This window comes from Pseudomonas parakoreensis (assembly GCF_021602155.1).
Lineage (GTDB): Bacteria > Pseudomonadota > Gammaproteobacteria > Pseudomonadales > Pseudomonadaceae > Aquipseudomonas > Aquipseudomonas parakoreensis.
Genome location: NZ_BQHY01000006.1, coordinates 213,854 through 238,485, shown reverse-complemented (window position 1 = coordinate 238,485; position 24,632 = coordinate 213,854). Strand labels below are relative to the sequence as shown.

The 24,632-nt window shown below is 60.8% G+C and carries 23 protein-coding genes; 9 read left to right on the top strand and 14 right to left on the bottom strand.

The window, feature by feature from the left end; genetic code table 11:
* The first annotated feature begins 25 nt into the window (after positions 1–25).
* The 5 genes from L6D63_RS11465 to L6D63_RS11445 all read left to right on the top strand — a co-directional run bounded on the left by L6D63_RS11465 (position 26) and on the right by L6D63_RS11445 (position 4,290).
* The gene (locus L6D63_RS11465; protein ID WP_003228546.1) at positions 26–1,183 is read left to right on the top strand and encodes a D-alanyl-D-alanine carboxypeptidase family protein; all 1,158 of its coding nucleotides are present in this window, start codon (positions 26–28) and stop codon (positions 1,181–1,183) included.
* Between the two features lie 85 nt (positions 1,184–1,268).
* On the top strand, positions 1,269–1,544 hold the full coding sequence (locus L6D63_RS11460; RefSeq protein ID WP_027612895.1) for a DUF493 domain-containing protein: 276 nt from the start codon (positions 1,269–1,271) through the stop codon (positions 1,542–1,544).
* On the top strand, positions 1,544–2,191 hold the full coding sequence (lipB, locus tag L6D63_RS11455; protein WP_131671541.1) for a lipoyl(octanoyl) transferase LipB: 648 nt from the start codon (positions 1,544–1,546) through the stop codon (positions 2,189–2,191). Before L6D63_RS11460 ends, lipB begins: the two co-directional genes overlap by 1 nt.
* 25 nt (positions 2,192–2,216) lie before the next feature.
* A complete protein-coding gene (gene lipA, locus L6D63_RS11450; protein ID WP_162130488.1) occupies positions 2,217–3,215 on the top strand; it encodes a lipoyl synthase in 999 nt (332 codons plus the stop codon).
* 127 nt (positions 3,216–3,342) lie between these two features.
* Positions 3,343–4,290, top strand: a complete 948-nt coding sequence (locus L6D63_RS11445) for a S66 peptidase family protein (protein ID WP_047296811.1) — start codon at positions 3,343–3,345, stop codon at positions 4,288–4,290.
* A 102-nt stretch (positions 4,291–4,392) separates the two neighbouring features.
* On the opposite strand, the gene L6D63_RS11440 is transcribed toward L6D63_RS11445, so the two are convergent.
* From L6D63_RS11440 to leuS, 5 genes are all read right to left on the bottom strand, one after another.
* Positions 4,393–5,715, bottom strand: coding sequence for a lytic murein transglycosylase (locus L6D63_RS11440; RefSeq protein ID WP_121187377.1), 1,323 nt, complete (start codon positions 5,713–5,715; stop codon positions 4,393–4,395).
* A 61-nt stretch (positions 5,716–5,776) separates the two neighbouring features.
* Positions 5,777–5,941 carry an alternative ribosome rescue factor ArfA gene (gene arfA / locus L6D63_RS11435; RefSeq protein WP_047296807.1) on the bottom strand — a complete coding sequence of 55 codons (165 nt, stop codon included), beginning with the start codon at positions 5,939–5,941 and terminating at the stop codon, positions 5,777–5,779.
* 180 nt (positions 5,942–6,121) lie between these two features.
* Positions 6,122–7,159 (bottom strand): DNA polymerase III subunit delta, encoded by a 1,038-nt coding sequence (gene holA / locus L6D63_RS11430; protein ID WP_131671542.1) that lies wholly within the window; start codon positions 7,157–7,159, stop codon positions 6,122–6,124.
* Positions 7,160–7,198: 39 nt separating this feature from the next.
* Complete coding sequence (locus L6D63_RS11425; protein ID WP_041065019.1) at positions 7,199–7,804, bottom strand: LPS-assembly lipoprotein LptE; 606 nt, start codon at positions 7,802–7,804, stop codon at positions 7,199–7,201.
* 88 nt (positions 7,805–7,892) lie between these two features.
* Positions 7,893–10,499, bottom strand: a complete 2,607-nt coding sequence (gene leuS, locus L6D63_RS11420) for a leucine--tRNA ligase (RefSeq protein WP_131671543.1) — start codon at positions 10,497–10,499, stop codon at positions 7,893–7,895.
* Between the two features lie 256 nt (positions 10,500–10,755).
* Here leuS and L6D63_RS11415 point away from each other — a divergent pair, with 256 nt between their 5' ends.
* Both L6D63_RS11415 and L6D63_RS11410 read left to right on the top strand, forming a co-directional pair.
* Positions 10,756–11,079 (top strand): hypothetical protein, encoded by a 324-nt coding sequence (locus L6D63_RS11415; RefSeq protein WP_047296802.1) that lies wholly within the window; start codon positions 10,756–10,758, stop codon positions 11,077–11,079.
* 105 nt (positions 11,080–11,184) lie between these two features.
* Positions 11,185–11,946 (top strand): YdcF family protein, encoded by a 762-nt coding sequence (locus tag L6D63_RS11410; protein WP_131671544.1) that lies wholly within the window; start codon positions 11,185–11,187, stop codon positions 11,944–11,946.
* Between the two features lie 177 nt (positions 11,947–12,123).
* Here the strand turns inward: L6D63_RS11410 and lnt are convergent, their stop codons facing one another.
* The 5 genes from lnt to miaB form a co-directional block, all read right to left on the bottom strand.
* A complete protein-coding gene (lnt, locus tag L6D63_RS11405) occupies positions 12,124–13,647 on the bottom strand; it encodes an apolipoprotein N-acyltransferase (RefSeq protein WP_027612887.1) in 1,524 nt (507 codons plus the stop codon).
* A 14-nt stretch (positions 13,648–13,661) separates the two neighbouring features.
* Entirely contained in the window at positions 13,662–14,501 is an 840-nt protein-coding gene (locus L6D63_RS11400) for an HlyC/CorC family transporter (protein WP_003228526.1), read from the bottom strand.
* A gap of 5 nt (positions 14,502–14,506) precedes the next feature.
* Complete coding sequence (gene ybeY / locus L6D63_RS11395; protein WP_041065031.1) at positions 14,507–15,001, bottom strand: rRNA maturation RNase YbeY; 495 nt, start codon at positions 14,999–15,001, stop codon at positions 14,507–14,509.
* Positions 14,994–15,992 (bottom strand): PhoH family protein, encoded by a 999-nt coding sequence (locus tag L6D63_RS11390; RefSeq protein ID WP_131671545.1) that lies wholly within the window; start codon positions 15,990–15,992, stop codon positions 14,994–14,996. The genes ybeY and L6D63_RS11390 overlap by 8 nt, the downstream gene beginning before the upstream one ends.
* Positions 15,993–16,276: 284 nt before the next feature.
* Positions 16,277–17,605: a tRNA (N6-isopentenyl adenosine(37)-C2)-methylthiotransferase MiaB gene (gene miaB / locus L6D63_RS11385; protein ID WP_003228520.1), complete on the bottom strand. Its 1,329-nt coding sequence runs from the start codon at positions 17,603–17,605 to the stop codon at positions 16,277–16,279.
* A 133-nt stretch (positions 17,606–17,738) separates the two neighbouring features.
* Here miaB and L6D63_RS11380 point away from each other — a divergent pair, with 133 nt between their 5' ends.
* Positions 17,739–18,068 (top strand): DUF1820 family protein, encoded by a 330-nt coding sequence (locus L6D63_RS11380; RefSeq protein WP_003185742.1) that lies wholly within the window; start codon positions 17,739–17,741, stop codon positions 18,066–18,068.
* Between the two features lie 166 nt (positions 18,069–18,234).
* Here L6D63_RS11380 and L6D63_RS11375 read toward each other — a convergent pair whose 3' ends face one another.
* The 4 genes from L6D63_RS11375 to L6D63_RS11360 form a co-directional block, all read right to left on the bottom strand.
* Positions 18,235–18,789: a tetratricopeptide repeat protein gene (locus L6D63_RS11375; RefSeq protein ID WP_047296791.1), complete on the bottom strand. Its 555-nt coding sequence runs from the start codon at positions 18,787–18,789 to the stop codon at positions 18,235–18,237.
* Positions 18,790–19,014: 225 nt separating this feature from the next.
* Positions 19,015–20,298 carry a glutamate-1-semialdehyde 2,1-aminomutase gene (gene hemL / locus L6D63_RS11370; protein ID WP_121187372.1) on the bottom strand — a complete coding sequence of 428 codons (1,284 nt, stop codon included), beginning with the start codon at positions 20,296–20,298 and terminating at the stop codon, positions 19,015–19,017.
* A 15-nt stretch (positions 20,299–20,313) separates the two neighbouring features.
* On the bottom strand, positions 20,314–20,937 hold the full coding sequence (thiE, locus tag L6D63_RS11365) for a thiamine phosphate synthase (protein WP_131671546.1): 624 nt from the start codon (positions 20,935–20,937) through the stop codon (positions 20,314–20,316).
* A gap of 18 nt (positions 20,938–20,955) precedes the next feature.
* A complete protein-coding gene (locus L6D63_RS11360; protein ID WP_086793042.1) occupies positions 20,956–21,753 on the bottom strand; it encodes a hydroxymethylpyrimidine/phosphomethylpyrimidine kinase in 798 nt (265 codons plus the stop codon).
* Between the two features lie 441 nt (positions 21,754–22,194).
* On the opposite strand from L6D63_RS11360, the gene L6D63_RS11355 reads away from it, so the two are divergent.
* The gene (locus L6D63_RS11355; RefSeq protein ID WP_131671547.1) at positions 22,195–24,549 is read left to right on the top strand and encodes a hybrid sensor histidine kinase/response regulator; all 2,355 of its coding nucleotides are present in this window, start codon (positions 22,195–22,197) and stop codon (positions 24,547–24,549) included.
* Positions 24,550–24,632 lie beyond the last annotated feature (83 nt).

Here is a 24,632-nt window from a genome sequence, read left to right as displayed (position 1 = left end):
TTCCATTAGCGATTTCGAGAGACGGATGAACATCACCACCTTTGCCAAACGCCTGTGTCTGCTAGTCCCGCTGCTCCTCTCGCCAGCCGCCTTCGCGGCCGAGATGATGCCGTCGCCACCTCAACTGGCTGCAAAAGCCTACGTGCTCATGGACGCCAGCAGCGGCAACGTGCTGGTGGAGAACAACGGTGACCAGCGTCTGCCGCCAGCCAGCCTGACCAAACTGATGACCGCGTACATCGCTACGCTGGAAATCCGTCGCGGCCAGATCGGTGAGAACGACCCGGTGACCGTCAGCGAAAACGCCTGGCGTACCGGCGGTTCGCGGATGTTCATCAAGGTCGGCTCGCAAGTGACCGTCAGCGACCTGCTGCACGGCATCATCATTCAGTCCGGCAACGACGCCAGCGTGGCGCTGTCCGAGCACATCGCCGGCAGCGAAGACGCGTTCGCCGACCTGATGAACAAGACGGTCGCCGATCTGGGCATGACCAACTCGCACTTCATGAACCCGACCGGTCTGCCGAACCCTGAGCACTACTCGTCGGCTCACGACATGGCGATCCTGGCCCGTGCGATCATCCACGAAGACCCGGCTCACTACGCGATCTACTCGCAGAAAGAGTTCTTCTGGAACGGCATCAAGCAGCCTAACCGCAACCTGCTGCTGTGGCGCGACAAGACCGTTGACGGTCTGAAAACCGGTCACACCGACGAAGCCGGCTACTGCATGGTGTCCTCGGCTGTACGTGACGGCCAACGTCTGATTGCTGTGGTGTTCGGCACCAACAGCGAAGTGGCCCGCGCCGCTGAAACCCAGAAGCTGCTGACCTACGGCTTCCGCTTCTTCGAAACCCAGACCTTCTACCAGAAGGGCACCGAACTGGCTCAGGCCCCGGTGTGGAAAGGCACCACCAGCCAGGTCAAGGCCGGCCTGGCTGAGGATCTGACCATGACCCTGCCAAAAGGCCAGCTGAAAAAACTCGCTGCCAGCATGACCATGAACCCGCAACTGACCGCGCCAATCGCCAAGGGCGACGTGATCGGTAAAGTCGAAGTGAAACTGGACGACAAGGTGGTGCACAGCGCCGACCTGATCGCTCTGGACGCTGTCGAGGAGGGTGGTATCTTCCGCCGCATGTGGGATAGCATCCGTCTATTCTTCTACGGCTTGTTCAACTGATTTGTGTTGACCTGCATGGCCCCGCCCCGTTCCGGTGCGGGGCCATGTGCGTTACCACGGCTTGCGCTCTAGAGGCCGTTACGCCATGACCGATACCGAAGTAAAGGCGCCAAAGATCGAATTTCCGCAAACTGATTATCCGATTAAGGTGATCAGCGATACGGGCGTCGGCAACAAAGACAAGATCATCGACATCGTCAAGAAACACGCGACCATCAATGATGAGCGCATCGACGAGCGTCAAAGCAGCAACGGCAAGTACACCACCATCCAGTTGCACATCGTCGCGACAGACCAGGATCAGCTGTACAACATCAACAGCGAACTGCGGGCTTCCGGTTTCGTGCACATGGTGTTGTGATGCCGGGCACGCTGGGCTTTCGCGAACTTGGCCAGATGGCTTACGAGCCGGTCTGGCATGCCATGCAACGCTTCACCAACGAACGCGGCAGCAATGCCGCCGACGAAATCTGGCTGGTCGAGCACCCTCCGGTGTTCACCCAGGGTCAGGCCGGCAAGGCCGAACACCTGCTGCTGCCGGGTGATACCCCGGTAGTACAGGTCGATCGCGGCGGGCAAGTGACTTATCATGGCCCGGGCCAGTTGGTCGCCTACCTGTTGCTGGATGTGCGCAAGCTGGGTTTCGGCGTACGTGATCTGGTCACGCGCATGGAACAGTGCCTGATCGAACTGCTGGCCAGCTACGGCGTCACCGCCGCCGCCAAGCCAGATGCTCCCGGCGTCTACGTCGACGGAGCGAAAATCGCTTCTCTGGGTTTGCGGATTCGCCACGGTTGCTCCTTTCATGGCCTGGCCTTGAACGTGGATATGAACCTGGAACCGTTTCGACGGATTAATCCCTGCGGCTATGCCGGGCTGGCGATGACCCAGCTGAGCGATCACGCAGGATCGATTGAATTTGCCGAGGTAAGTGCCCGGCTGCGCGCGCAGCTCGTCAAACACCTCGACTATGCTGAGCAGACGACCCTGACGGGCGGAATCGACTGATATGACTACTGATGCAGTGCAAACCATGATCCCGACGCTCGACGTGACCGAGCGCCCGGCCCCGCGTCCCAAGGTTGAAGCCGGCGTCAAGCTGCGCGGCGCCGAGAAGGTTGCACGCATCCCGGTAAAGATCATTCCGACCACCGAACTGCCGAAGAAGCCCGACTGGATTCGCGTACGCATTCCGGTTTCGCCGGAAGTCGACCGGATCAAGAGCCTGCTGCGCAAACACAAATTGCACAGCGTCTGTGAAGAAGCGTCCTGCCCGAACCTGGGCGAGTGCTTCTCCGGCGGCACCGCGACCTTCATGATCATGGGTGACATCTGCACCCGTCGTTGCCCGTTCTGCGATGTTGGCCACGGTCGTCCGAAACCACTGGACGTCAACGAGCCGGAAAGCCTGGCCATCGCCATCGCCGATCTGAAACTCAAGTACGTGGTGATCACCTCGGTTGACCGCGACGACCTGCGTGACGGCGGTGCCCAGCACTTTGCCGACTGCATTCGCGAAATCCGCAAGCTGTCGCCGAATGTACAACTGGAAACCCTGGTCCCGGACTACCGTGGCCGCATGGACATCGCCCTGGAAATCACTGCCGCCGAGCCGCCGGATGTGTTCAACCACAACCTGGAAACCGTGCCGCGCCTGTACAAGGCTGCGCGTCCGGGTTCGGACTACCAGTGGTCGTTGACCCTGCTGCAGCGTTTCAAGCAGATGATGCCGCACATTCCGACCAAATCCGGCCTGATGCTGGGTCTGGGCGAGACCGACGACGAAGTCATCGAAGTCATGAAGCGCATGCGTGAACACGACATCGACATGCTGACGCTGGGCCAGTACCTGCAACCGTCCCGCAGCCACTTGCCGGTGCAGCGTTTCGTGCACCCGGACACCTTCGCCTGGTTCGCCGAAGAAGGCTACAAGATGGGCTTCAAGAACGTCGCTTCCGGTCCGCTGGTACGTTCGTCGTACCACGCCGATGAGCAGGCGAAACTGGTCAAGGCCGAGCTGCTCGGTTCCTGATCCGGCGCTGAGCGCTTTGCGAAAATACCCGCCTCGGCGGGTATTTTTGTTTGCGCCTGCCGCGCACTCTTTTGTTTGTCTTTGTACCTGACTACTGTGTGTGCATGAGTTCACAGGGAGACCATGGATGACCGTTCGACCGACCCACAGCCTTTTTCCGCATAAACCCGTACCGGCGCTGCCATCCGAAGGGCTGATCGGCGTGATCGCCCCCGCCGGCCCCGGCGCGCTGGACACGCAAAAGGCTGTGCAGTGGATGCGCACCCGCGGTTATGCGCTGAAGGTGTTCCCCGGTGTCTACGAGAAGGATGGCTATCTGGCCGGCAGCGATGACGTACGCCTCCATGACCTGCACGCGGCATTCGCCGACTCAGAAGTCGACGCGATCATCTGCCTGCGTGGCGGCTACGGTACGCCGCGCTTGCTGGACCGGATCGATTACGACCTGCTGAGTCGTCACGCCAAGCCGTTTGTCGGCTACAGCGACATCACCGCGCTGCATCTGGCAATCAGTCGCTACGCCGGGTTCGTGACCTTCCACGGCCCGCTGCTCAACGCCGATCTGTTGGGCGACAAGGAACCACCGACGGTCACCTCATTCTTCGCCATGCTGCGCGGTCAGTTGAAGGCGGGCAGTGTGCTGAGCCATCCAGTGGCTTATCCGTTGACCACGGTCGAACCGGGCATCGCTCACGGGCGCTTGCTCGGCGGCAATCTGGCGATGATTGCCTCGACGCTGGGGACGCCTTATGAAATCGACGTGGAAGGGGTGATTCTGCTGATCGAGGACGTCAACGAGCCGCTGTATCGCATCGACCGTTTGCTCACGCAGATGCGTCTGGCCGGCAAACTGGCCCGATTGCGCGGGGTGCTGGTCGGTGATGTGGCCGGGGTCGATATCGATGCGTTGAACCGTCTGCTCAAGCAGACGTTCGAGCCGTTGCGGATTCCGGTGCTGTCGGGGTGGCGCAGCGGGCATTGTGATCCGAACCTGACCCTGCCGATGGGGGCGCTGGTTCGCTTGGATGCAGGGAAGAAGGAGTTGATGCTGGAGCAGGATGTGGTCACCCGATAATGCTCGGGTGACGCAAAAAGATCGCAGCGTTCGGCAGCTCCTGTATGGGATTGCTACATACCCTGTTGGAGCTGCCGAAGGCTGCGATCTTTTGATTTTGCTTTATTGAGTACGCAGGCTCTCAAGCAACTTATGCGTCGGGTACCCGTCCGCGGGCCAGCCAAACGCCTGCTGGGCACTGCGGATCGCCTTGCGCGTATTGGCGCCGATGATCCCGTCAGCCGTGCCTGCATCGTAATTGCGTGCGCTCAGCAGGGTCTGCAATTCGATACGCTCGGTACGGCTCAGTGGCAGATCATCTTTCGGCCACGTGCCGTTGATCAGGCCAGCGCCATTGAAGCGCTCGGACAACAGGCTCACCGCCAGTGCATAGGACGACGAGTTGTTGTATTTGAGGATCGCCCGGAAGTTGTCGAGGATCAGAAACGCCGGGCCACGATAACCGGCTGGTAGCAGCAGGGCGGCGGACAATTGTTCCGAGCCGGCCGGTGCCTGACTGCCATTGGGCAGGCTCACGCCCAGTTGACGCCATTCGGCGACAGTTTTGCGAATCGCGCCATCGGCCAGGGTGTAGTTGAAGCTGCTCGGCAATTGCACTTCGAAGCCCCACGGTTGACCACGCTGCCAGCCGGAGCTTTGCAGGTAGTGCGCGGTAGAGGCCAGAGCATCGGCCGGGCTGCCCCAGATGTCGCGGCGACCGTCACCGTCGAAATCCACCGCGTGGGTATTGTAGGTGGTCGGAATAAACTGGGTCTGGCCCATCGCACCGGCCCACGAGCCCAACATCTTCTCTGGGGTGATATCGCCCTGTTGCAGGATCTGCAGCGCCGCAATCAGTTGCGCATGGGCAAAGCCCGGACGACGACCTTCGTAGGCCAGGGTCGCCAGCGAGTTGATCACTGACTTGGTGCCCTGGAACTGGCCGAAATTGCTTTCCATGCCCCACACCGACACCAGTGCCTGACGATCGACGCCATATCGCTGTTCGATGCTTTGCAGGATGTCGGCGTACTGACTGATCAGCGCCTGGCCCTTGCGCACTCGCAGTGGCGAGAGGGCGCCGTCGAGGTATTCCCACACCGGACGTGAGAACTCCGGCTGGCTGCGGTCGGCCTTGATCACGCTGGCATCGAAGCTGACATTGGCAAACGCGCGATCGAACAGCTCGGCGCGGATCCCGGCCGCCAGGGCATCCTTGCGGAAACCGGCCTGCCATTCGGCAAAGGTCTGGGTGGGCTGAAGATCAAGAGGGTCGGCGGACGGCACTACCGGCGGGATGATTGCCGGGGCTGTTGCGACAGGGGCGGCTTGGAGAGGTTGCGCATCGGCGGCGGTAGGTTTTTCCGCGCAGGCGACAAGCAAAATGAAGCTGGAGGCAGCGATCAGTTGGCGAACGGGCCAACGACGGGAAAGACGAAAGGGCATGCACGGTTCCAGGGGATACGATTCAGGTACAGACCTTAACATGACCGGGGGGTACTGCGCTTCAGGCAGCCAGAAAGTAAGAAGCCTCCCAGCTGTCAGACTGGAAGGCTTCGCGGCGGTAGCTGCCTTTGCCCTTGGACGGTCGTTCCTGGCGGCTGCGGAACAGGGGTTGGGCGACGATGGATTTGGCCTTGTTCGGGCCATGTTTTGATGGCTTTTTGCTCATGAGGGTTCTCTCGATTGAGTGGTTTTGCGGGGGAAATAATCTGCCGATGTTGGACGCCTGTCCAGTCCCTGATAGGTAGGAATGTTCTGACGCTTTCGCGAGCAGACTCGCTCCCACATTTGAATGCGTTTCAATGTGGGAGCGAGCCTGCTCGCGAAGAGTCGTTTGCGGTATGACAGATTATTCGGCGGGCAGCGAAAGGCGTTGGCCCGCCATCAACAACGCCAATCGGCTCAGGCTCATCCATGGCGAGCCGGCGGCCTGACCCTTGATCTGCGCATCGATGCGCTGGGCTTCAAGCAGCAACTGCGCCCAGCGTGGCGCCGAGTAGCGTTGCAGGGCTTTGCTCATCAGCGGTTTGCGTTTGTCCCAGACCGGCGGTTTCGCCTGACTGAAGCACTTGTCCAGCGGTGTGCCCTGGCTGTACTGCAGCGAGATATTGGCCAGCAGGCGCAACTCCCGTGCCAGAGCCCAGAGAATCACCGGTGGCTCGACGCCTTCACCGCGCAGGCCTTCGAGCATGCGCAAGGCGTGGGCCGGTTCGCCTTTGAGTACGGCATCGGTCAGGCCGAACACGTCGAAGCGCGCACTGTCGGCCACCGCGGCCTGCACGGTTTCGACGGTGATCTGCCCACCTTCGGCCATCAGCTTGAGCTTTTCGATTTCCTGCGCGGCGGCGAGCAGGTTGCCCTCCACGCGTGCGGCAATCAGTTCGACCGCATCCTGACTGGCCGATAACCCGGCCTGGGAGAGGCGCTGACGAATCCAGCTCGGCAGCTGATTGGCATCCACCGGCCAGATCTGAATGAACTGGGTCTGCTGACCTTCGACCAGCGCCTTGCCCCACTTGGTCTTCTGCGCACTGCCGTCGAGCTTGGGCAAGCTGATCAACAGCACGGTGTCTTCGGCGGGGCGTGAGCAGTATTCGATCAGTGCGGCAGCGCCCTTGTCACCGGGCTTGCCTGAAGGCAGGCGCAGCTCCAGCAGACGTTTTTCGGCGAACAACGACATGCTGGCGCCGGCCTGCAACAAGGTACCCCAATCGAAATTGGCGTCGGCGGCGAACACCTGGCGTTCGTCGAAACCTTGCTGGCGGGCAGCACTGCGGATGGCGTCGGCGGCTTCCTGACACAACAGCGGGTCATCGCCGCTGATGATATAGACGGGCGCGAGCGCGCCTTGCAGGTGTTTGCCGAGTTGAGCGGGAGCGAGCTTCATAAGAGAGGGCGTACGGGGCGCCTGAGCGCCCCGTACGTCTTACTGCTGCGGCAGTTCGAGCGGCGACTGACGCGGTGTTTCCGCTTCAGCCTTCTGTGCCGCCTTCAGTGCATCGGCTTCGGCCCGGGCACGGTCGTTGGCCGCTTGCTGCAATTGCTGCAGTTGGCCCGGCGTCAGCTGTTGCAGGCGCAGCATCATGCGCTGAACCAATTCGCGACGGGTTTCGCGACGGGCGTCGTTGGCTTCCTGATCGGAGCCGACGAGGTTGTTGCCGTCGTGAATGAACACTTTCTGCACTTCGAGCTTGTCGCTCAGCAGGTTCAGGTTATGTTCGCCAACGATGTCGTAGTTCAGCACGGTGCTGACCTGGTATTCGCCCGTACGGCCGGCCCCGGCGTAGCTGAGGATACGCTGGCTCTCCTGCTCGTCAGCCAGGTACAGCTTGTACGGTGCACCGTTGTAAACCTTGACGCCGCTGGACTCCAGCACCTGACGCAGTTGGGTGACGGTCTCGCCATAAGCGTTGCGGGCGCTCAGGTCGAGCTCCTTGATCGTCAGTTCATTGGTGCCGGTACCACGCAGCTGGAAACCGCAGGCGCTCAGCAGAACGGCGAGGCCCATCACCAGCAGATTGCGTTTGATCATTGTGTTGCTCCCCTTGAAACCATGTGGGCCGACCCTGCGGCCCGAAAGGTTTTACAGTGCGCCAGGCGAACCTGGCGCCCAATCCAATTTAGCTGGCGACGATGTTGACCAGTTTCCCTGGTACAACGATCACTTTGCGAATGGTCAGACCGTCGACGAAACGCAGCACGTTTTCGTTGGCACGGGCAGCCGCTTCGACTTCTTCGCGGGTGGCGCTGGCCGGCATTTCGATCTGGCCACGCAGCTTGCCGTTCACTTGAATGACCAGTTGCAGGCTGTCCTGTACCAGTGCGTTTTCATCGACCGCAGGCCAGCCCGCATCGATCACCGGGGCAGCATGGCCCAGTTGCTTCCACAGCTCATGGCTGATGTGCGGCGTGATCGGAGCCAGCAGCAGCGTCACGGCTTCCAGGCCTTCGTGAATCAGCGCGCGGTCCTGTTCGGTGCCTTGCGCGGCTTTTTCCAGCACGTTCATCAGCGTCATCACCTGAGCGATGGCGGTGTTGAATTTGTGGTTCTGGCCGACGTCGTGACTGGCCTGCTTGATGGCCAGGTGGATGGCGCGGCGCACGGCTTTCTGTTCGTCGTTGAGAGCGGCGAGATCCAGTTTCCCCGCCAGGCCCTGGGTGACGTGGGTCTGCGCCAGACGCCAGACGCGCTTGAGGAAACGGTGCGAGCCTTCAACGCCGGAGTCCGACCATTCGGCGCTCATGTCCGGCGGCGAGGCGAACATCATGAACAGGCGGCAGGTGTCGGCGCCGAACTGGTCGATCATCGACTGGGGGTCGACGCCGTTGTTCTTCGACTTGGCCATTTTCTCGGTGCCACCGATTTCCACCGGCAAGCCGTCGGATTTCAGTTTGGCGCTGATGACCTTGGCTTTGCTGTCGCGCTCCAGTTCCACATCCGCCGGGTTGAACCAGGTGTAGGCACCGTTGGCTTCGCGACGATAGTAAGTCTCGGCGATTACCATGCCCTGGGTCAGCAGGTTCTTGAACGGCTCGTTGGAGCTCACCAGACCTTCGTCACGCATCAGCTTGTGGAAGAAGCGCGCGTACAGCAGGTGAAGAATGGCGTGTTCGATACCGCCGATGTACTGATCCACCGGCAACCAGTGGTCGGCCGCGGATTTTTCCACCAGACCGCCTTCAAAGTGCGGCGAGGCGTAACGGGCGTAGTACCACGAGGACTCGACGAAGGTATCCATGGTGTCGGTTTCACGCTTGGCAGGCTGGCCGCATTTCGGGCAGCTGCACTCGTAGAATTCCGGCATGCGCGCCAGTGGCGAACCGGCGCCGTCCGGCACCACGTCTTCTGGCAGAACCACCGGCAACTGGTCTTCCGGCACTGGCACGTCGCCACAGGTGGCGCAGTGGATGATCGGGATCGGGCAGCCCCAATAGCGCTGACGGCTGATGCCCCAGTCGCGCAGGCGGAACTGGGTGCGCGAGGCGCCGAGGTTTTTCTTGATCAGGGCGACTTCCATGGCGTCGAAGGCGCCGGTGAAGTCCAGGCCGTCGAACTCGCCGGAGTTGATCAGCGTGCCGTGCTCGCCGTAGGCGTCTTGCCACGGAGCCGGGTTGGTGTCGCCGGAGCTGGTGCGCACCACCGATTTGACCGGCAGGTTGTACTTGTGGGCGAATTCGAAATCGCGCTCGTCGTGCGCCGGCACCGCCATCACGGCGCCGTCGCCGTAATGCATCAACACGTAGTTGGCGACCCATACCGGGAGTTTTTCACCGGTCAGCGGGTGCTCGACGAACAGGCCGGTCGGCAGGCCTTTCTTCTCTTGAGTGGCGACGTCGGCTTCAGCGACGCTGCCGCCCTTGCATTCAGCGATGAACGCTTGCAGCTCAGGGTTGTTCTGCGCGGCCTGGGTGGCCAGCGGGTGCTCGGCGGCCACGGCAACGTAAGTTGCGCCCATCAGGGTGTCCGGACGGGTAGTGAAGACCTTGAGGGTGCCTGCTTCGCCGATCGAGTCGACGTTGTAAGGGAACTGCACTTCCATGCCGCGGGATTTGCCGATCCAGTTGCGCTGCATGGTCTTGACCTGTTCCGGCCAGCCCGTCAGTTCGTCGAGGCTCTCCAGCAGCTCATCCGCGTAGGCGGTGATCTTGAAGTAGTACATCGGGATTTCGCGCTTTTCGATCAGCGCGCCGGAGCGCCAGCCGCGACCGTCGATCACCTGTTCGTTGGCCAGCACGGTCTGGTCGACCGGGTCCCAGTTCACGGTACCGTTCTTGCGGTAGATCACGCCTTTTTCGAACAGGCGAGTGAACAGCCATTGTTCCCAGCGGTAGTAATCGGGCTTGCAGGTGGTCACTTCACGGGACCAGTCCACCGCCAGGCCCAGGCTGCGCAGCTGGGATTTCATGTAGGCGATGTTTTCGTAGGTCCACTTGGCGGGCGCCACGTTGTTCTTCATCGCGGCGTTTTCCGCCGGCATGCCGAAGGCGTCCCAACCCATCGGTTGCAGAACGTTCTTGCCTTGCATGCGCTGGTAGCGGGAGATCACGTCGCCGATGGTGTAGTTGCGCACGTGCCCCATGTGTAGCTTGCCGCTGGGGTAAGGGAACATCGACAGGCAGTAGTAGGTTTCCTTGCCTGGCTGTTCACTGACTTCAAAGGACTTTTGCTCGTCCCAGAACGACTGGGCGGCGGCTTCGATTTCACGGGGCTGATATTGTTCGTGCATGGCTACTTTTGTACTGGATAGGGGTGGCCTAATCCTCTTCAACGCGCCCTCCGGGGGATGCTCCGGACAGGCTGGAAGTGGAATGACAGGAAGCGCCGTAGCATACATGACCGCGCTTGGCCTAGGGAAACCCTGATTACAGCTGTCTGGCCCCCGAAAACCGTGGCGAGGGCCGTTGGTCGCGGCGTTCAGCCGGTTTGTGCAGCGAAGCTAAGCTCTTATTGGGGAGTGAGTCTTATCTTCAATGAGGTGAGGGATGGTGGAGCAACGGCAAAAAAACGTGACGAAACCCGAGTTGTACGAACGGTTGATGGATCGTCTGGGCATGGCGCTCGACGCTGCCAAAACCGCTGGCCGGCTGCGCGATGAGCGCCCCGTGGAACTGGAATTGCGTGGCTTGAGCCCCGCCGAGTTCAAACTGGTCAAGGCCTATCTGGATCGCAGTGAGCGTGAAGCGCATGGATACCTGTCGCAGGCAGTGAAACAGCTCGATACAGCACATTCAGCCAAGGTCATCTGGCTCAAGGACAAGGCGCCCGGCAGAGACACCGTCAAGGTTCGTTCTGTACAGGCCAAGTAAACGCATGGCAGGTCAGATAACGGATCTTTTCCAACAGGATCCTGCCTATCGGTTGTAACGCATCATTAACACTCTTAGGCTTCGGGCATCTCTGGAGATGCCCCGATGCCTTTTCGTTACTTCATCAAACAACTTCTGTTGCCGCCCGGCATTCTTTTGCTGCTGTTGCTGGTCGCCTGGTGGCTGCGCCGTTCCCGGCCACGGCTGGCCGGCCTGTGTTTTGCCTTGGGGCTGGGTGGATTCTGGCTGATGAGCCTGCCGGTGGTCGTACAGTGGGGCGCCAAGGCACTGGAACGTGAGCCGTCGCTGCCCCGTGATGCCTGGTCAATTCTGGCGCAGCGGGCCGATGCCATTGTGGTGCTGGGCTCCGGGCGCGAGCGCGGTGATCTGGCCTGGGGTGAGGATCAGCCGACCGGCGTGGGGCTGGAGCGTCAGCGCTATGCGGCGCGACTGGCCAAGGCCTCCGGGCTGCCGATTCTGACCAGCGGTGGCCTGCATTACGGCACGCCGCCGACCGAGGCGAAGTTAATGGCCGATTCGCTGCGCGATGACTTCGGCGTGACCACGCGCTGGCAGGAAGGCGAGAGTCGCACAACCTGGGAAAATGCCAAATTCAGCGCCGACATTTTGTTGCCTCAAGGCATAAAACGCGTGGTCGTCGTCACCCAGGCCTGGCATATGCCGCGCGCCGTGTGGTGTTTTCAGCAGGCAGGATTTGAAGTGGTGCCGGCGCCCGTAGGGTTTCTCGGGACCGATAATGCGCGACCGTTTGGTGGCTGGCTGCCGGAGTTCAAATCGATCTGGCAGAGCGGGCAGTTGCTGAATGAGGCGGTAGGGCAGGTGGGGTATTCGCTGTTTTACCGCTAAGAGCACTGTTTTGAGAGGACTTCTGTGGCGAGGGGATTTATCCCCGATGGGTGGCGAAGCCGCCCCAAAACAAAACCTGCATCTCGGCCTTTCAGGTAAAACGAGTGCAATGGATTTGCGATGACTGCGTCATCGATCGGGGATAAATCCCCTCACCACAGTGTTCATGGATTGCTTTTAAAGGGTTTTCGACATCCGGCTTGCCATCAGCGCCCAGCCAAACAGCAGCACACAGACGATGATCAGCGGCCACGAGCGCCATTGCAGGTACGGCGTCAGGTTGTGCATCGGCACCACTTCGCCATACAGAATGCCCTGCTCGAACTGCGGAATCTGCTCGGTTATCTGCCCGAACGGGTTGATCAGCCCGGTCACGCCATTGTTGGTGGCGCGGATCATCCAGCGGCCGGCCTCAAGTGCGCGCATCTGCGCCATTTGCAGGTGCTGCAACGGGCCGATCGAGGTGCCGAACCAGGTGTCGTTGCTGATCGTCAGCAGCAGATCGCTGCGTGCCGAGAGACCTGCAGCGAACTCCGGGTACACCACTTCGTAGCAGATGAATGGTGCGATCTGATAACCCTTGGCCTGTAACAACGGCTGATCCGCCGGACCGCGAGCGAAGTCGGACATCGGCAAATCAAAGAACGCGATCAACCCGCGCAGCAGATCCTGCAACGGTACGTATTCGCCGAACGGCACCAGTTTCTGCTTGAGGTAGGTGCCATCGCCTTCGCCGACCACGGTAATGCCGTTGAAAAAGCGTTTTTCGTGACGAACCGTCTCGCGGATCGGTACGCCGGTGATCAACGCCGATTTACGCTCGGCGGCGAAGTTACCCATCATGTTCAGGTAGCCTTCGGCGGACTCCTTGAGCACCGGCACCGCGGTTTCCGGCCAGATCAGCAGGTCCACCGGTTTGGAACGGAAACTCAGGTCGCGGTATAGCGCCAGTTGCGCATTGAGCTGCGCCGGGTCCCACTTCATGCTTTGTTCGACGTTGCCCTGAATCGCGGCAACGCTCAGAGCCGGACCGGACGGACTGGTCCAGGCGTGGCCCTTGAGCGCAATGCCCGCCACCCATGGCCCGACCAGCAACACCAGGCCAGCCGCGATAAAGCCCTTGCGACCGGATTGCAACAAGCGGGGCGCGTTGTAGATCAGCGCTGCAGTCAGCGCCAGAACGAACGATACCAGCCACATGCCGCCGACCGGCGCGAGCCCGGCCAACGGGCCATCGAGCTGACTGTAGCCGGAGTAGAGCCACGGGAAACCGGTGAGGAACCAGCCGCGAAAGGCTTCCTGGCCGACCCACAGTGCGGCAAACGCCAGCGCATCGGCCAGCGGTGCTTCATTGCGGCGCAACCAGCGCGCCCAGACCCAGGCGGGCAGGGCGAAGAAAAACGCGATCGCTGCGGTGAACAGCAGCATCAGGAACCCGGCCAGCAACACCGATGCACCACCGAAATGGTGGATGCTGTAGTAGATCCAGCTGGTGCCGGCACCGAACAGTCCGAAACCGAAGCACCAGCCACGGCCCAGCGCCTGACGCGGTTTCAGCTCACGCAGGCCGGCGTAGAACAGGCCGACCGCGAGCAAAGCCAGCGGCCAGATGTTGAACGGGGCCAGGGCGAAGGTGGTGATTGCACCGGCCGCCACGGCCAGCAGGTTACCGGGCCAGCCGGGGCGGGTTGTCCAGCGCATTTCAGTCCTTAGATTTAACGAGCGATTGGCGTCAGTCGCAGCAAATGAATCCGACGGCTGTCGGCATTCAGGATGCGGAAACGATAGGCGCCGATTTCAGTGATTTCGTTACGTTTTGGCAAGTGCCCGAACGCGCTCATCACCAGACCGCCGACCGTGTCGAACTCGTCGTCGGAGAATTCGCTGTCGAAAAACTCGTTGAAGTTCTCGATCGGCGTCAGGGCCTTGATCAGGAAGTCACCGCTGGGCAGCGGCTTGATGTAGCTGTCTTCTTCGACGTCGTGCTCGTCTTCGATGTCGCCGACGATCTGTTCCAGTACGTCTTCGATCGTCACCAGACCGGCCACGCCGCCGTATTCGTCGATGACGATGGCCATGTGGTTGTGATTGGCGCGGAATTCACGCAGCAACACGTTCAGACGCTTGGACTCCGGCACGAAGGTGGCCGGGCGCAGCAGGTCCTTGATGTTGAAGCTGTCGCCGTTCTCCTTGAGGATCAGCGGCAGCAGGTCCTTGGCCAGCAACACGCCCATCACGTCGTCGTGGCTTTCGCCAATGACCGGGTAGCGCGAGTGCGCCGAGTCGAGCACGGCGGGCAGGAATTCACGAGGGGTCTGGGTCGCCTTGATGCTGATCATCTGCGAGCGCGGGACCATGATGTCGCGTACTTGCAGGTCAGCCACCTGAATGGCGCCTTCGACGATGGCCAGCGCTTCGCTGTCCAGCAGTTTGTTCTGATGTGCATCACGCAGCAGCTCAAGCAGCTCCTGACGGTTCTTCGGCTCGTGGGCAAAAGCCTGGGTCAGTTTACCCAGCCATGACTTCTGCCCGTTGCTCGATCGATCTTCGCTCATAGCGATTACTCTGAATCCTTTGTTGTAACGATAGGGGATGTTTCGGTTTCGTCGTCCGCGTACGGATCGGGATAGCCCAGTTCGGCAAGCAACTCGCGTTCCAGTGCTTCCATTTCTTCAGCTTCGTCGTCATCTATATGGTCGTAACCGAGCAGATGCAAGCAGCCGTGAATGACTAGATGTGCCCAATGGGCCTTGAGTTCCTTGCCTTGTTCGGCAGCTTCGCGTTCGACCACCGCCACGCAGATCACCAGATCGCCGAGCAGCGGGATGTCGAGGAATTCGTCCGGGACTTCCGCCGGGAACGACAGGACGTTGGTTGCGTAATCCTTGTGGCGCCAGGTGTGATTGAGTTCGCGGCCTTCTTCCTCGTCGACCAGGCGAATGGTCATTTCCGAGTCGGCGCTGCGCTGGCGCAGGGCCAGTTCGCACCATTGGCGGAACTCGGTTTCACTCGGGGCGCTCGCTTCGGTAGCGATTTGCAGATCCAGCTCAAGCATCGCGCGAGGTTTCCCTGGCGGCTTCGGCACGGGTCTCGAAGCGCTCGTAGGCCTCGACGATCCGCTGCACCAACGGGTGGCGCACGACGTCTTTGGGCTGGAAGTGGGTGAAGCTGATGCCCGGAACATCCTTGAGTACTTCGATCACATGATGCAGGCCGGACTTGGTGCCGCGCGGCAGGTCGACCTGGGTGATGTCACCGGTGATCACGGCGGTGGAGCCAAAGCCGATCCGGGTCAGGAACATTTTCATCTGCTCGACGGTGGTGTTCTGGCTTTCGTCGAGAATGATGAAGCTGTTGTTCAACGTACGACCGCGCATGTACGCCAGTGGCGCGACTTCGATCACCTGACGCTCGATCAGCTTGGCCACGTATTCGAAGCCGAGCATCTCGTAGAGTGCGTCATAGAGCGGGCGCAGGTACGGGTCGATCTTCTGCGCCAGGTCGCCGGGCAGGAAGCCGAGCTTTTCACCGGCTTCAACCGCCGGACGCACCAGCAGAATGCGGCGGATCTGCTCGCGTTCCAGGGCATCGACTGCGCAGGCCACCGCCAGATAGGTCTTGCCGGTACCGGCCGGGCCGATGCCGAAGTTGATGTCGTTGCCGAGGATTTCCTTCACGTAGCGCAGCTGATTCAAGCCACGGGGGCGAATCATGCCTTTCTTGGTGCGCAGGGCGACGGAAGCTTCAGCGGGAGCGTGATTGTCCCGTTCGACGACGGCCGATTCCTGGAGAAACAGGTGCACCATGTCCGGTGACAGCTCGGTACCCTTGGTTTCGCGGTACAGGCGGCGCAGCAGGTTTTCCGCAGACGTGGTGTGCTTGGGGTCGCCGATCAGTTCGAACTGGTTTCCGCGATTGCGGATCTCGATGGCCAGGCGCTGTTCGATCAAGCGCAGATGCTCGTCGAACTGCCCGCACAGATTGGCGAAGCGGCGGGCCTCAAAGGGCTCGAGGATAAAACGATGTGGTTCTATGGGTGCGTTCAAGGTCGTATTTAGCCGCCCTGGGGCAATTAAGATGAAATCAAGGATAACGCCAGTGGCGTGGGTGCGAAAGCTCTTAAATATCGATGCGAGTTTGGAGCGCCTTTCTATGGCGGGTGGAGTTATCTGTGGCGAGGGGATTCATCCCCGATGGGCCGCGGAGCGGCCCCAAAACCAGAGCTCTTGGTATGGCAGATTCACCGCAACTTCAGCGTTGGGTCGGCTGCGCCAACCATCGGGGATAAATCCCCTCACCACAACAGTCCTACTACAGAAAGCGCGCGATGTTATTGGACCAGCGAGCCGCGCAGCGAATGCGGTTGCGCCGCGTCGATGTGCACGTCGGCGAACTGGCCGATCAGGGTCGGATTATCGCAGCGGAAGTTGACGATACGATTATTCTCGGTGCGCCCTTGCAGTTCGCCCGGGTCTTTCTTCGAATAGTCAGTAACCAGAATGCGCTGGATCGAACCGACCATTTGTCGGCTGATCTCGAACCCTTGCTGATTCAAACGATGCTGCAAGGCATTCAAGCGTTCTTTCTTCAGTTCTTCCGGGGTGTCATCGGCCAGATCGGCCGCCGGCGTGCCCGGACGCTGGCTGTAGACGAACGAATAGGAGAAGTCGAAGCCGACATCGGCAATCAGCTTCATGGTCTGTTCGAAGTCTTTCTCGGTCTCGCCCGGGAAGCCGACGATGAAATCCGAACTGATGCAGATGCCCGGCACGGCGGCGCGCAGTTTGCGCAGTTTGGATTTGTATTCCAGCGCGGTGTGGTTGCGCTTCATTGCCGCGAGGATCCGGTCGGAACCCGACTGCACCGGCAAGTGCAGGTGTTTGACCAGTTCCGGCACCTCGGCGTGTGCCTGGATCAGGCTGTCGGAGAACTCCAGCGGATGCGAAGTGGTATAGCGGATGCGGTCGATACCGTCGACGGCGGCGACCACGCGGATCAGCTCGGCCAGATCGGCAAGACGCCCATCGTGGGTCAGGCCGCGATAGCCGTTGACGTTCTGCCCCAACAGGGTCACTTCACGCACGCCATTTTCGGCGAGGTGGATGATCTCGGCGATCACGTCATCGAACGGCCGGCTGACTTCTTCACCACGGGTGTAAGGCACCACGCAGAACGTGCAGTATTTGCTGCAGCCTTCCATCACCGACACGTAGGCGCTCGGGCCATCGATGCGCGGCTCGGGCAAGTGGTCGAATTTCTCGATTTCCGGAAACGAGACGTCGACTTGCGGCAGCTTGCTGCTGCGCGCGGCGTCGATCATTTCCGGCAGACGGTGCAAGGTCTGCGGGCCAAAGACCACGTCGACGTACGGGGCGCGATCACGGATCGCCGCACCTTCCTGGCTGGCCACGCAACCACCGACGGCGATCACCATGTCCGGGTTGGCCAGTTTCAGTTCGCGCCAGCGGCCGAGCTGCGAGTACACCCGATCCTGGGCGCGCTCGCGGATCGAGCAGGTGTTGAGCAGAATCACGTCGGCGTCTTCCGCGCGGGCGGTGACTTCCAGGGCCTGATGTTCGCCCAGCAGATCAACCATGCGCGAGCTGTCGTACTCGTTCATCTGGCAACCGTGGGTTTCGATGTAAAGCTTCTTGGCCATGGAGTAGGGTCGTCACGTGATTCAAAGAACCCGGCATTATAGGGAACAAGCCCTCAGGTTCCTACCGCTGCGCGTCCGGTGGCTATGCTATAGTTTGCGCCCTCATTTTTATCCCCGATGTTATCCCCCCGCCATGACCAAACGCGAAGCTCCAATCTATAAGGTGATTTTCCTCAACCAGGGCCAGGTGTTCGAAATGTACGCCAAACAGATCTATCAAAGTGATCTGTGGGGTTTTCTGGAAGTGGAAGAGTTCGTCTTTGGCGAGCGCACGCAAGTTGTGGTCGATCCGAGCGAAGAGAAGCTCAAGGCGCAGTTCGAAGGCGTGGTGCGCAGCTTTGTGCCGATGCATTCGATCGTGCGCATCGACGAGGTGGAACGTCTGGGCACCCCGAAAATCAGCGAAGCCCGCGGTGCGGTCGGCAATGTGATGCCGTTTCCGATGCCGATGCCTGAGAAGTAAGCCCGGATGGGGATTTGAAATGATTTGTGGCGAGGGGATTTATCCCCGATCGACTGCGAAGCAGTCGCAAGTCCATTCAGCAAGGTATGTCAGAAGGAACTTGATTGCAGGGTTTTGGGGCTGCTACGCAACCCATCGGGGATAAATCCCCTCGCCACAAAAGGTCTTATGGCAATGGCGAAAACGGCGTACGCCCATCGGCGTTCTGCAGTTCCATCAGGTATTTACGGAAAATTTGCCCCAGCACCTGGGTCGCGGTTTCGAGGTCTTCGCGGGACATTTTTTCGGAGACTTCGTCAGCGGTGTCCAGCGCATCTTCGGCGCCGTTGACCGCGGCCATCTTCAGCACGATGTACGCCTGAATGTTGTTGGCCTGCACGCCTTCGCCGTGGAAGAACATGGTGCCGAGCTTGAACTGCGCCTGAGCGTGGCCTTGCAACGAGGCCTTTTCGAAATAGCTCAGGGCTTGATTGAGATCGCGTGGCGCATTCTTGCCGTCGTAGTAGAACTCACCCAACTCGTATTGCGCTTGCGCATCCCCTTCGTCTGCCGCTTTCTGGCAGGCGGCCAGTGCCTGCGTGACGTCTTGCGGCTGGGTATTGAGGGTGCAACGACCCATCGCCGGGATCAACAACGAGTTGCCGCCTGCTTGTGCATGCGCGAGCAGGGGCTGAAGGAGCAACAGGCAGCCCAAGGCAAGGGTGCGGCCGGTGCGGTTCATGGGAATCGACTTACCTCTGAAGGGCACGCGGACCCATCGAGGGATCCAATAAGCGCGCATTATGAAATAAGCAGGGCCAACCTTACAAAGTCTTTACTCGTTTTTCTGCTGCGCGGGGAATATATCGGCCACTTTCTTGCCGATTTTTAGCAGAGGCGTGGGAAAAACGGCTTGGGTGTAGGTAAAAGCTGACGCTGGCGATGGCCAACGTCAGCGGCACGGCGATTACTTCAGTGCGGCGAAGGCGCGCTCGGCTGCGTCCAGAGTGATTTTCAGCTCGGCTTCGCCGTGGGCGATCGAGGTGAAACCGGCTTCGAAGGCGCTCGGTGCGAGGTACACGCCGCCTTCCAGCATCAGGTGGAAGAAGCGACCGAACAATGCCGCGTCGCTGGCCATCACGTCTTCAAAAGTGACGATGTCGTCGGCACCGCTGAAGTACAGGCCGAACATGCCACCCGCTTGCGTGGTGACGAACGGAATGCCCGCCGCATCGGCGCGTTGTTGCAGGCCATCGAGCAGGCGCGTGGTGTAATCGGTCAGCTCGGCGTGGAAACCGGGACGGCTGATCAGGCGCAGGGTGGTCAAACCGGCAGCCATTGCCAGCGGGTTGCCCGACAGGGTGCCGGCCTGATACACCGGGCCCAGCGGGGCAATGCGCTGCATGATTTCGCGCTTGCCGCCGAAGCAGCCGACCGGCATGCCGCCACCGATAATCTTGCCGAACGTGGTCAGATCCGGGGTTACGCCGTAGTACGCCTGAGCGCCACCGAGGGCCACCCGGAAACCGGTCATCACTTCGTCGAAAATCAGTACCACGCCATGCTTGTCGCACAGCGCACGCAGGCCTTCGAGGAAACCCGGCGCCGGCGGCACGCAATTCATATTGCCCGCCACTGGCTCGACGATGATGCACGCCACGTCCTGACCGACTTCGGCGAGCATCTTCTCAACCGCGTCGATGTCGTTGAACGGCAGGGTCAAGGTGTGTTTTGCAAACGCTGCCGGTACACCGGCGGAGCTCGGCACGCCTTGAGTCAGTGCACCGGAACCGGCCTTGACCAGCAGGCTGTCGGAGTGACCGTGGTAGCAGCCTTCGAACTTGATGATGCTGTCACGACCGGTGTAACCACGGGCCAGACGGATTGCGCTCATGGTCGCTTCGGTGCCGGAGCTGACCATGCGCACCATGTCCATCGACGGCACCAGCGAGCAGACCAGATCGGCCATTTCGGTTTCCATCGCGGTCGGCGCGCCGTAGGACAGGCCGTGCTGCAGTTGATTGCGCACCGCGTCGAGCACGTCCGGGTGGCTGTGGCCAAGGATCATCGGACCCCACGAACCGACGTAATCCACATAACGCTTGTCGTCTTCGTCAGTGACGTAGGCGCCTTCGGCGTGCTTGAAGAACAGCGGTGTGCCGCCCACGCTCTTGAACGCGCGCACCGGCGAGTTCACACCACCGGGAATGTGTTTCTGGGCATTGGCAAACAGGGTTTCGGAACGAGACATGTTCGGGCTCTCAAATCAGATTTTCAGAAGTTCGTTGAAGGCGCGGGCGCGGCGGGTCACTTCGGCGGTGCTCTGGGCACCGAACAAGCCGTGGACCACCGCCAGCAGTTCGACACCGTGGGCCACCAGCGGCGCGGCGTTGTCGAGGGTGATGCCGCCAATCGCGCAAACCGGCAGATGCAGCTTACGTTTGGCCTCGTCGAGCAGATCGAGGCTGCAGCTTGGCGCGCCGGGTTTGGTGCTGGAATTGAAGAAGCGACCGAAGGCGACATAACTCGCGCCTTCCTTGGCGGCCTGTTCAGCCAGTTCGAGCTGCGCATGGCAGGTCGACCCGATGATGGCTTTGGAGCCGAGCAAGGCGCGGGTCGGCGACAGCGGGCCGTCGGTCTGTCCCAAGTGCACGCCGACGTTCAGGCGCGCGGCCAGTTCGGCGTCATCGTTGATGATCAACTGCGTCTTGTAGCGTTCGCACAGGTCACGCAGGGCTTCGGCCTCGCGCAGGCGTCGGGCCTCGTCGCTGCTTTTGTCGCGGTATTGCAACAGGGTGACGCCGCCTTCCAGCGCCGCCTCCACGTACGACAGAAACTTGCCCGCCAGCAACTGGCTGTCGGTGATGGCGTACAGGCCACGTAGTTTCATCAGGCAGACCTCACGACGTTACGAGCAAAAATCCAGCGGCAGACGACGCGGCACGAACTGGCCTTTGCCCAGTTGTTCGGCATCGCGCAGGGTGCGCCAGGTGTAATCCAGTGCCGTGCGTACGGCACTGGCGAGATGTTCGCCCTGGGCCAGACGACCGGCGATAGCGCTGGCCAGGGTACAACCGGAACCGTGATAGCTGCCTGGCAGACGCTGGCAATAGAAGGTGTCACGCAGGCCGTCACGGCCGTACAGGCGATTGTGGATTTCAGTTTCGTCGCCGTGGCCGCCGGTGATCAGCAGGTTTTTGACGAACGGCAGGAGTTTTTCCGCGCACTCGTCTGCGGTGCCTTCGGGCAGTTCAGCGAGGATCCGCGCTTCGGGCAGGTTGGGGGTGGCAATGATCGACAGTGGCAGCAGACGCTCGCGCATCGCGTAACCGACTTCATCCTTGCCCAGGCGTCCGCCGCCGCCGGCACGCAGCACCGGGTCGCAGACCACCGGCAGGTGCGGGTGCGCAGAAAGCAGTTCGACCACGGTGTCGACCATTTCCAGCGAACCGAGCATGCCCAGTTTGACCGCAGCGACTTCGGAGTCGTTGAGCACGGCATTGGCCTGGGCCAGTACCCACTCACGGTCGAGGACGCGGAAGTCAGTGACGTTGACGGTGTCTTGCACGGTCAGGGCGGTGACGGCCGGAGCCGCGTGGCAACCCTGCGCGAGCAAGGCTTCGATATCTGCCTGCAAGCCGGCGCCACCACTGGGGTCGTGGCCGGAGAGACAGAGGACAACGGGGCGGGAGCTGTAAATATTCATGGTGCGCGAGCTTACCACCAAACCTGATTTTAGAGTTCAGTCCTGAAAGCGTTTGCGAACAGATTGTCGGACAACTCTGCAGCTACCATTGTGGCGAGGGAGCTTGCTCCCGCTGGGTTGCGAAGCAGCCCCCTGCATTTATTCAGGCACAGCGCATTTACCGGTTTTACGACTGCTGCGCAGCCGAGCGGGAGCAAGCTCCCTCGCCACAAAAGCGGATCGCAATGATTGAGTTGACCAACTCAACAGCTCTAGTCCGCAGCTTTGCTCTGAAACGCCCGTTCTAGAGCCTTTGCAGGAAAAATTTCGATGGTGCTCAATGGCCATCAACGGCTATGCTAGTCTGGATCCAAACCAATAACAGGTAATACCGGTTTTACGTCTACTCAAAGGGAATGGGGGGCTTCCTGACACAACCGGACGAGCCACGCTGGGGCTTCAATGCGCTATTTGCTGATGTTGCTGTTCTGCTTGCCCCTTCTCGCAAGCGCCGTCGAGTTCGACGAAAATACCCAGAGCCTCCCGCTGGGCCGCTCCTTGCAGGTGTTCGAAGACCCGAGCGGTCAGGCGAACATCGCCGACGTTCGCGCTCAAGCGGCGGCGGGCAATTTCAAACCCCACGACAAAGCCACGCTCAATGCCGGTTACTCGCGCTCGGCGTTCTGGCTGAAGATCGACCTGCATTACCGTCCGAACAATCCGGCCGCACAACGCACCTGGCTGCTGGAGCTGGCGTATCCGCCGCTCGATCACCTCGACCTTTATATGGCCGATGCCAATGGCGACTACCGGCTGATCCGGCAAACCGGCGACGCTTTGCCGTTCGCCAGCCGCGAGATCCGGCAGAACAATTACCTGTTCGACCTGACCTTCGCCCCTGACCAACAAAAAACCGTGTACCTGCGTCTGGCCAGTGAAGGCTCGATCCAGGCCCCAGTGACGTTATGGTCGAGCACGGCTTACCTCGAAGACCAGCCGGTGCGCCTGTATGTGCTGGGGATTATTTATGGTGTGCTGCTGGGGATGCTGGTCTACAACCTGTTCATCTACCTGAGCGTGCGCGACACCAGCTACCTTTATTACATCTTCTACATCGCCTCGTTCGGCCTTTATCAACTGTCGGTGAACGGCGCGGCGGTCGAGTATTTCTGGCCGGACAATCCGTGGTGGGCCAACGCCGCCACGCCGTTTTTCATCGGTTGCGCCGGGCTGTTCGGCAGCCAGTTCGCCCGCAGTTTCCTGCAGACCAGAACCCACAGCCGCTGGCTCGACTATCTGCTGATCGCTTTGATTGCGTTCGGTGCGCTGGTGGTCGGGCTGTCGCTGATGACCAGCTATGCGCTGTCGTTGCGCCTGGCGACCCTGTTGGCGCTGGTGTTCACCGTGGTGATTTTCGCTGCCGGGATCCTCGCCTGGTGGCGCGGCTTGCGGGTGGCGCGTTACTTCATCATTGCCTGGTCGGCGTTTTTGCTCGGCGGTATCGTCAATACGCTGATGGTGCTCGGCTTGCTGCCAAACGTGTTCCTGACCATGTACGCCAGTCAGATCGGCTCGGCGATCGAAGTCGCGCTGCTGTCGCTGGCGCTGGCCGACCGCATCAACGCGATGCGCGAGCAACAGGCGCAGACCCTGTTCGATGCCGGGCAGAAACTCGAAGTGCTCAACCAGCAACTGGCGCACAGCAACAAGCTCAAGGATGAATTCCTCGCGACCCTGACCCACGAATTGCGCACGCCGATGAACGGCGTGATCGGTTCGCTGGAACTGATGCAGACCATCGAACTGGAGCCTGAACTGGAGCAATACCAGCAAACCGCCGCCGGTTCTGCGCGGGACATGATGCGCATGGTCAACGGCATCCTCACCCTCACCGAATTGCAGGCCGGCAAGCTCAAGGCGACGCCGGGCAGCTTCAGCCTGCGCGCGGTGGTCGAGGCCTTGCGCGTGCAGTTCGACGGTAACGCGGCGAGCAAGTCGCTGGACTTCAAGGTCGAGGTGCTGCCGACCCTGCCGGATCGCTTGCACGGCGACAGTGCAAAACTGGCGCAGTGCCTGGAGTGCCTGCTGGACAACGCGATCAAGTTCACCCGGGTCGGTGGCCTGGCTCTGCGCGTCACCGGCAAGCCGGCGGCGGAAAACCGCTTGGCGCTGTCGTTTGCGGTGATCGACACCGGCATCGGTTTCACCGATCTGGGCGAGGCGACGCTGTATCAGCGCTTCTTCCAGCTCGACGGTTCGATGACCCGCGAATACGGCGGCCTGGGCGTGGGGCTGGCGATCTGTCGGCAACTGGTGGAGTTGCTCGGCGGCAAGCTCACCCATCGTTCCGAACCCGGGCGTGGCAGCCGTTTTCAGCTGGACGTCGAATTCGAACTGCCGGCGGTCGAAGCGGTGCCGAACCCGGCTCCGCTGCAGGAGCGGATCCGTGCGCCGCAGGACTGCACGGTATTGCTGGTCGACGACAACAGCGTCAATCAACTGGTGATGCGCGGCATGCTGCTCAAGCTCGGTTTCCGCGTGCGCACGGCGGACAACGGCGCGGCGGCACTCGATTGCCTGCAACGGGAAAACTTCGATGCGGTGCTGATCGATTGCCAGTTGCCCTCCCACGAAGGGGCGTCGCTGTGCTGCCAGATTCATGCGTTGCCCGGCTGCGCCAGTCTGCCGGTGTTCATGCTGGCGCAGGGCACGGATCGCGAGCATTGCGCGCCGGGTACGCGCATCGATTACCTGAACAAACCGGTGAAATTCGAAGACCTGCAAGCGGCGCTGGAGCGTCGGGTGCTCAGCGCGTAACAGGGTGAAAGCGCCGACAGTTCGGCGCATATGACACTTTGATCAGCCACGGGCCGGTGCTTAACTGAATCCCTTGGCTGACC

What these genes read in the sequence shown, in the direction of transcription:
- L6D63_RS11465 (WP_003228546.1), top strand. Translation starts at nt 26, where the DNA reads ATGAACATCACCACCTTTGCCAAACGCCTGTGTCTGCTAGTCCCGCTG.
- L6D63_RS11460 (WP_027612895.1), top strand. Translation starts at nt 1,269, where the DNA reads ATGACCGATACCGAAGTAAAGGCGCCAAAGATCGAATTTCCGCAAACT.
- lipB (WP_131671541.1), top strand. Translation starts at nt 1,544, where the DNA reads ATGCCGGGCACGCTGGGCTTTCGCGAACTTGGCCAGATGGCTTACGAG.
- lipA (WP_162130488.1), top strand. Translation starts at nt 2,217, where the DNA reads ATGATCCCGACGCTCGACGTGACCGAGCGCCCGGCCCCGCGTCCCAAG.
- L6D63_RS11445 (WP_047296811.1), top strand. Translation starts at nt 3,343, where the DNA reads ATGACCGTTCGACCGACCCACAGCCTTTTTCCGCATAAACCCGTACCG.
- L6D63_RS11440 (WP_121187377.1), bottom strand. Translation starts at nt 5,715, where the DNA reads ATGCCCTTTCGTCTTTCCCGTCGTTGGCCCGTTCGCCAACTGATCGCT.
- arfA (WP_047296807.1), bottom strand. Translation starts at nt 5,941, where the DNA reads ATGAGCAAAAAGCCATCAAAACATGGCCCGAACAAGGCCAAATCCATC.
- holA (WP_131671542.1), bottom strand. Translation starts at nt 7,159, where the DNA reads ATGAAGCTCGCTCCCGCTCAACTCGGCAAACACCTGCAAGGCGCGCTC.
- L6D63_RS11425 (WP_041065019.1), bottom strand. Translation starts at nt 7,804, where the DNA reads ATGATCAAACGCAATCTGCTGGTGATGGGCCTCGCCGTTCTGCTGAGC.
- leuS (WP_131671543.1), bottom strand. Translation starts at nt 10,499, where the DNA reads ATGCACGAACAATATCAGCCCCGTGAAATCGAAGCCGCCGCCCAGTCG.
- L6D63_RS11415 (WP_047296802.1), top strand. Translation starts at nt 10,756, where the DNA reads ATGGTGGAGCAACGGCAAAAAAACGTGACGAAACCCGAGTTGTACGAA.
- L6D63_RS11410 (WP_131671544.1), top strand. Translation starts at nt 11,185, where the DNA reads ATGCCTTTTCGTTACTTCATCAAACAACTTCTGTTGCCGCCCGGCATT.
- lnt (WP_027612887.1), bottom strand. Translation starts at nt 13,647, where the DNA reads ATGCGCTGGACAACCCGCCCCGGCTGGCCCGGTAACCTGCTGGCCGTG.
- L6D63_RS11400 (WP_003228526.1), bottom strand. Translation starts at nt 14,501, where the DNA reads ATGAGCGAAGATCGATCGAGCAACGGGCAGAAGTCATGGCTGGGTAAA.
- ybeY (WP_041065031.1), bottom strand. Translation starts at nt 15,001, where the DNA reads ATGCTTGAGCTGGATCTGCAAATCGCTACCGAAGCGAGCGCCCCGAGT.
- miaB (WP_003228520.1), bottom strand. Translation starts at nt 17,605, where the DNA reads ATGGCCAAGAAGCTTTACATCGAAACCCACGGTTGCCAGATGAACGAG.
- L6D63_RS11380 (WP_003185742.1), top strand. Translation starts at nt 17,739, where the DNA reads ATGACCAAACGCGAAGCTCCAATCTATAAGGTGATTTTCCTCAACCAG.
- L6D63_RS11375 (WP_047296791.1), bottom strand. Translation starts at nt 18,789, where the DNA reads ATGAACCGCACCGGCCGCACCCTTGCCTTGGGCTGCCTGTTGCTCCTT.
- hemL (WP_121187372.1), bottom strand. Translation starts at nt 20,298, where the DNA reads ATGTCTCGTTCCGAAACCCTGTTTGCCAATGCCCAGAAACACATTCCC.
- thiE (WP_131671546.1), bottom strand. Translation starts at nt 20,937, where the DNA reads ATGAAACTACGTGGCCTGTACGCCATCACCGACAGCCAGTTGCTGGCG.
- L6D63_RS11360 (WP_086793042.1), bottom strand. Translation starts at nt 21,753, where the DNA reads ATGAATATTTACAGCTCCCGCCCCGTTGTCCTCTGTCTCTCCGGCCAC.
- L6D63_RS11355 (WP_131671547.1), top strand. Translation starts at nt 22,195, where the DNA reads ATGCGCTATTTGCTGATGTTGCTGTTCTGCTTGCCCCTTCTCGCAAGC.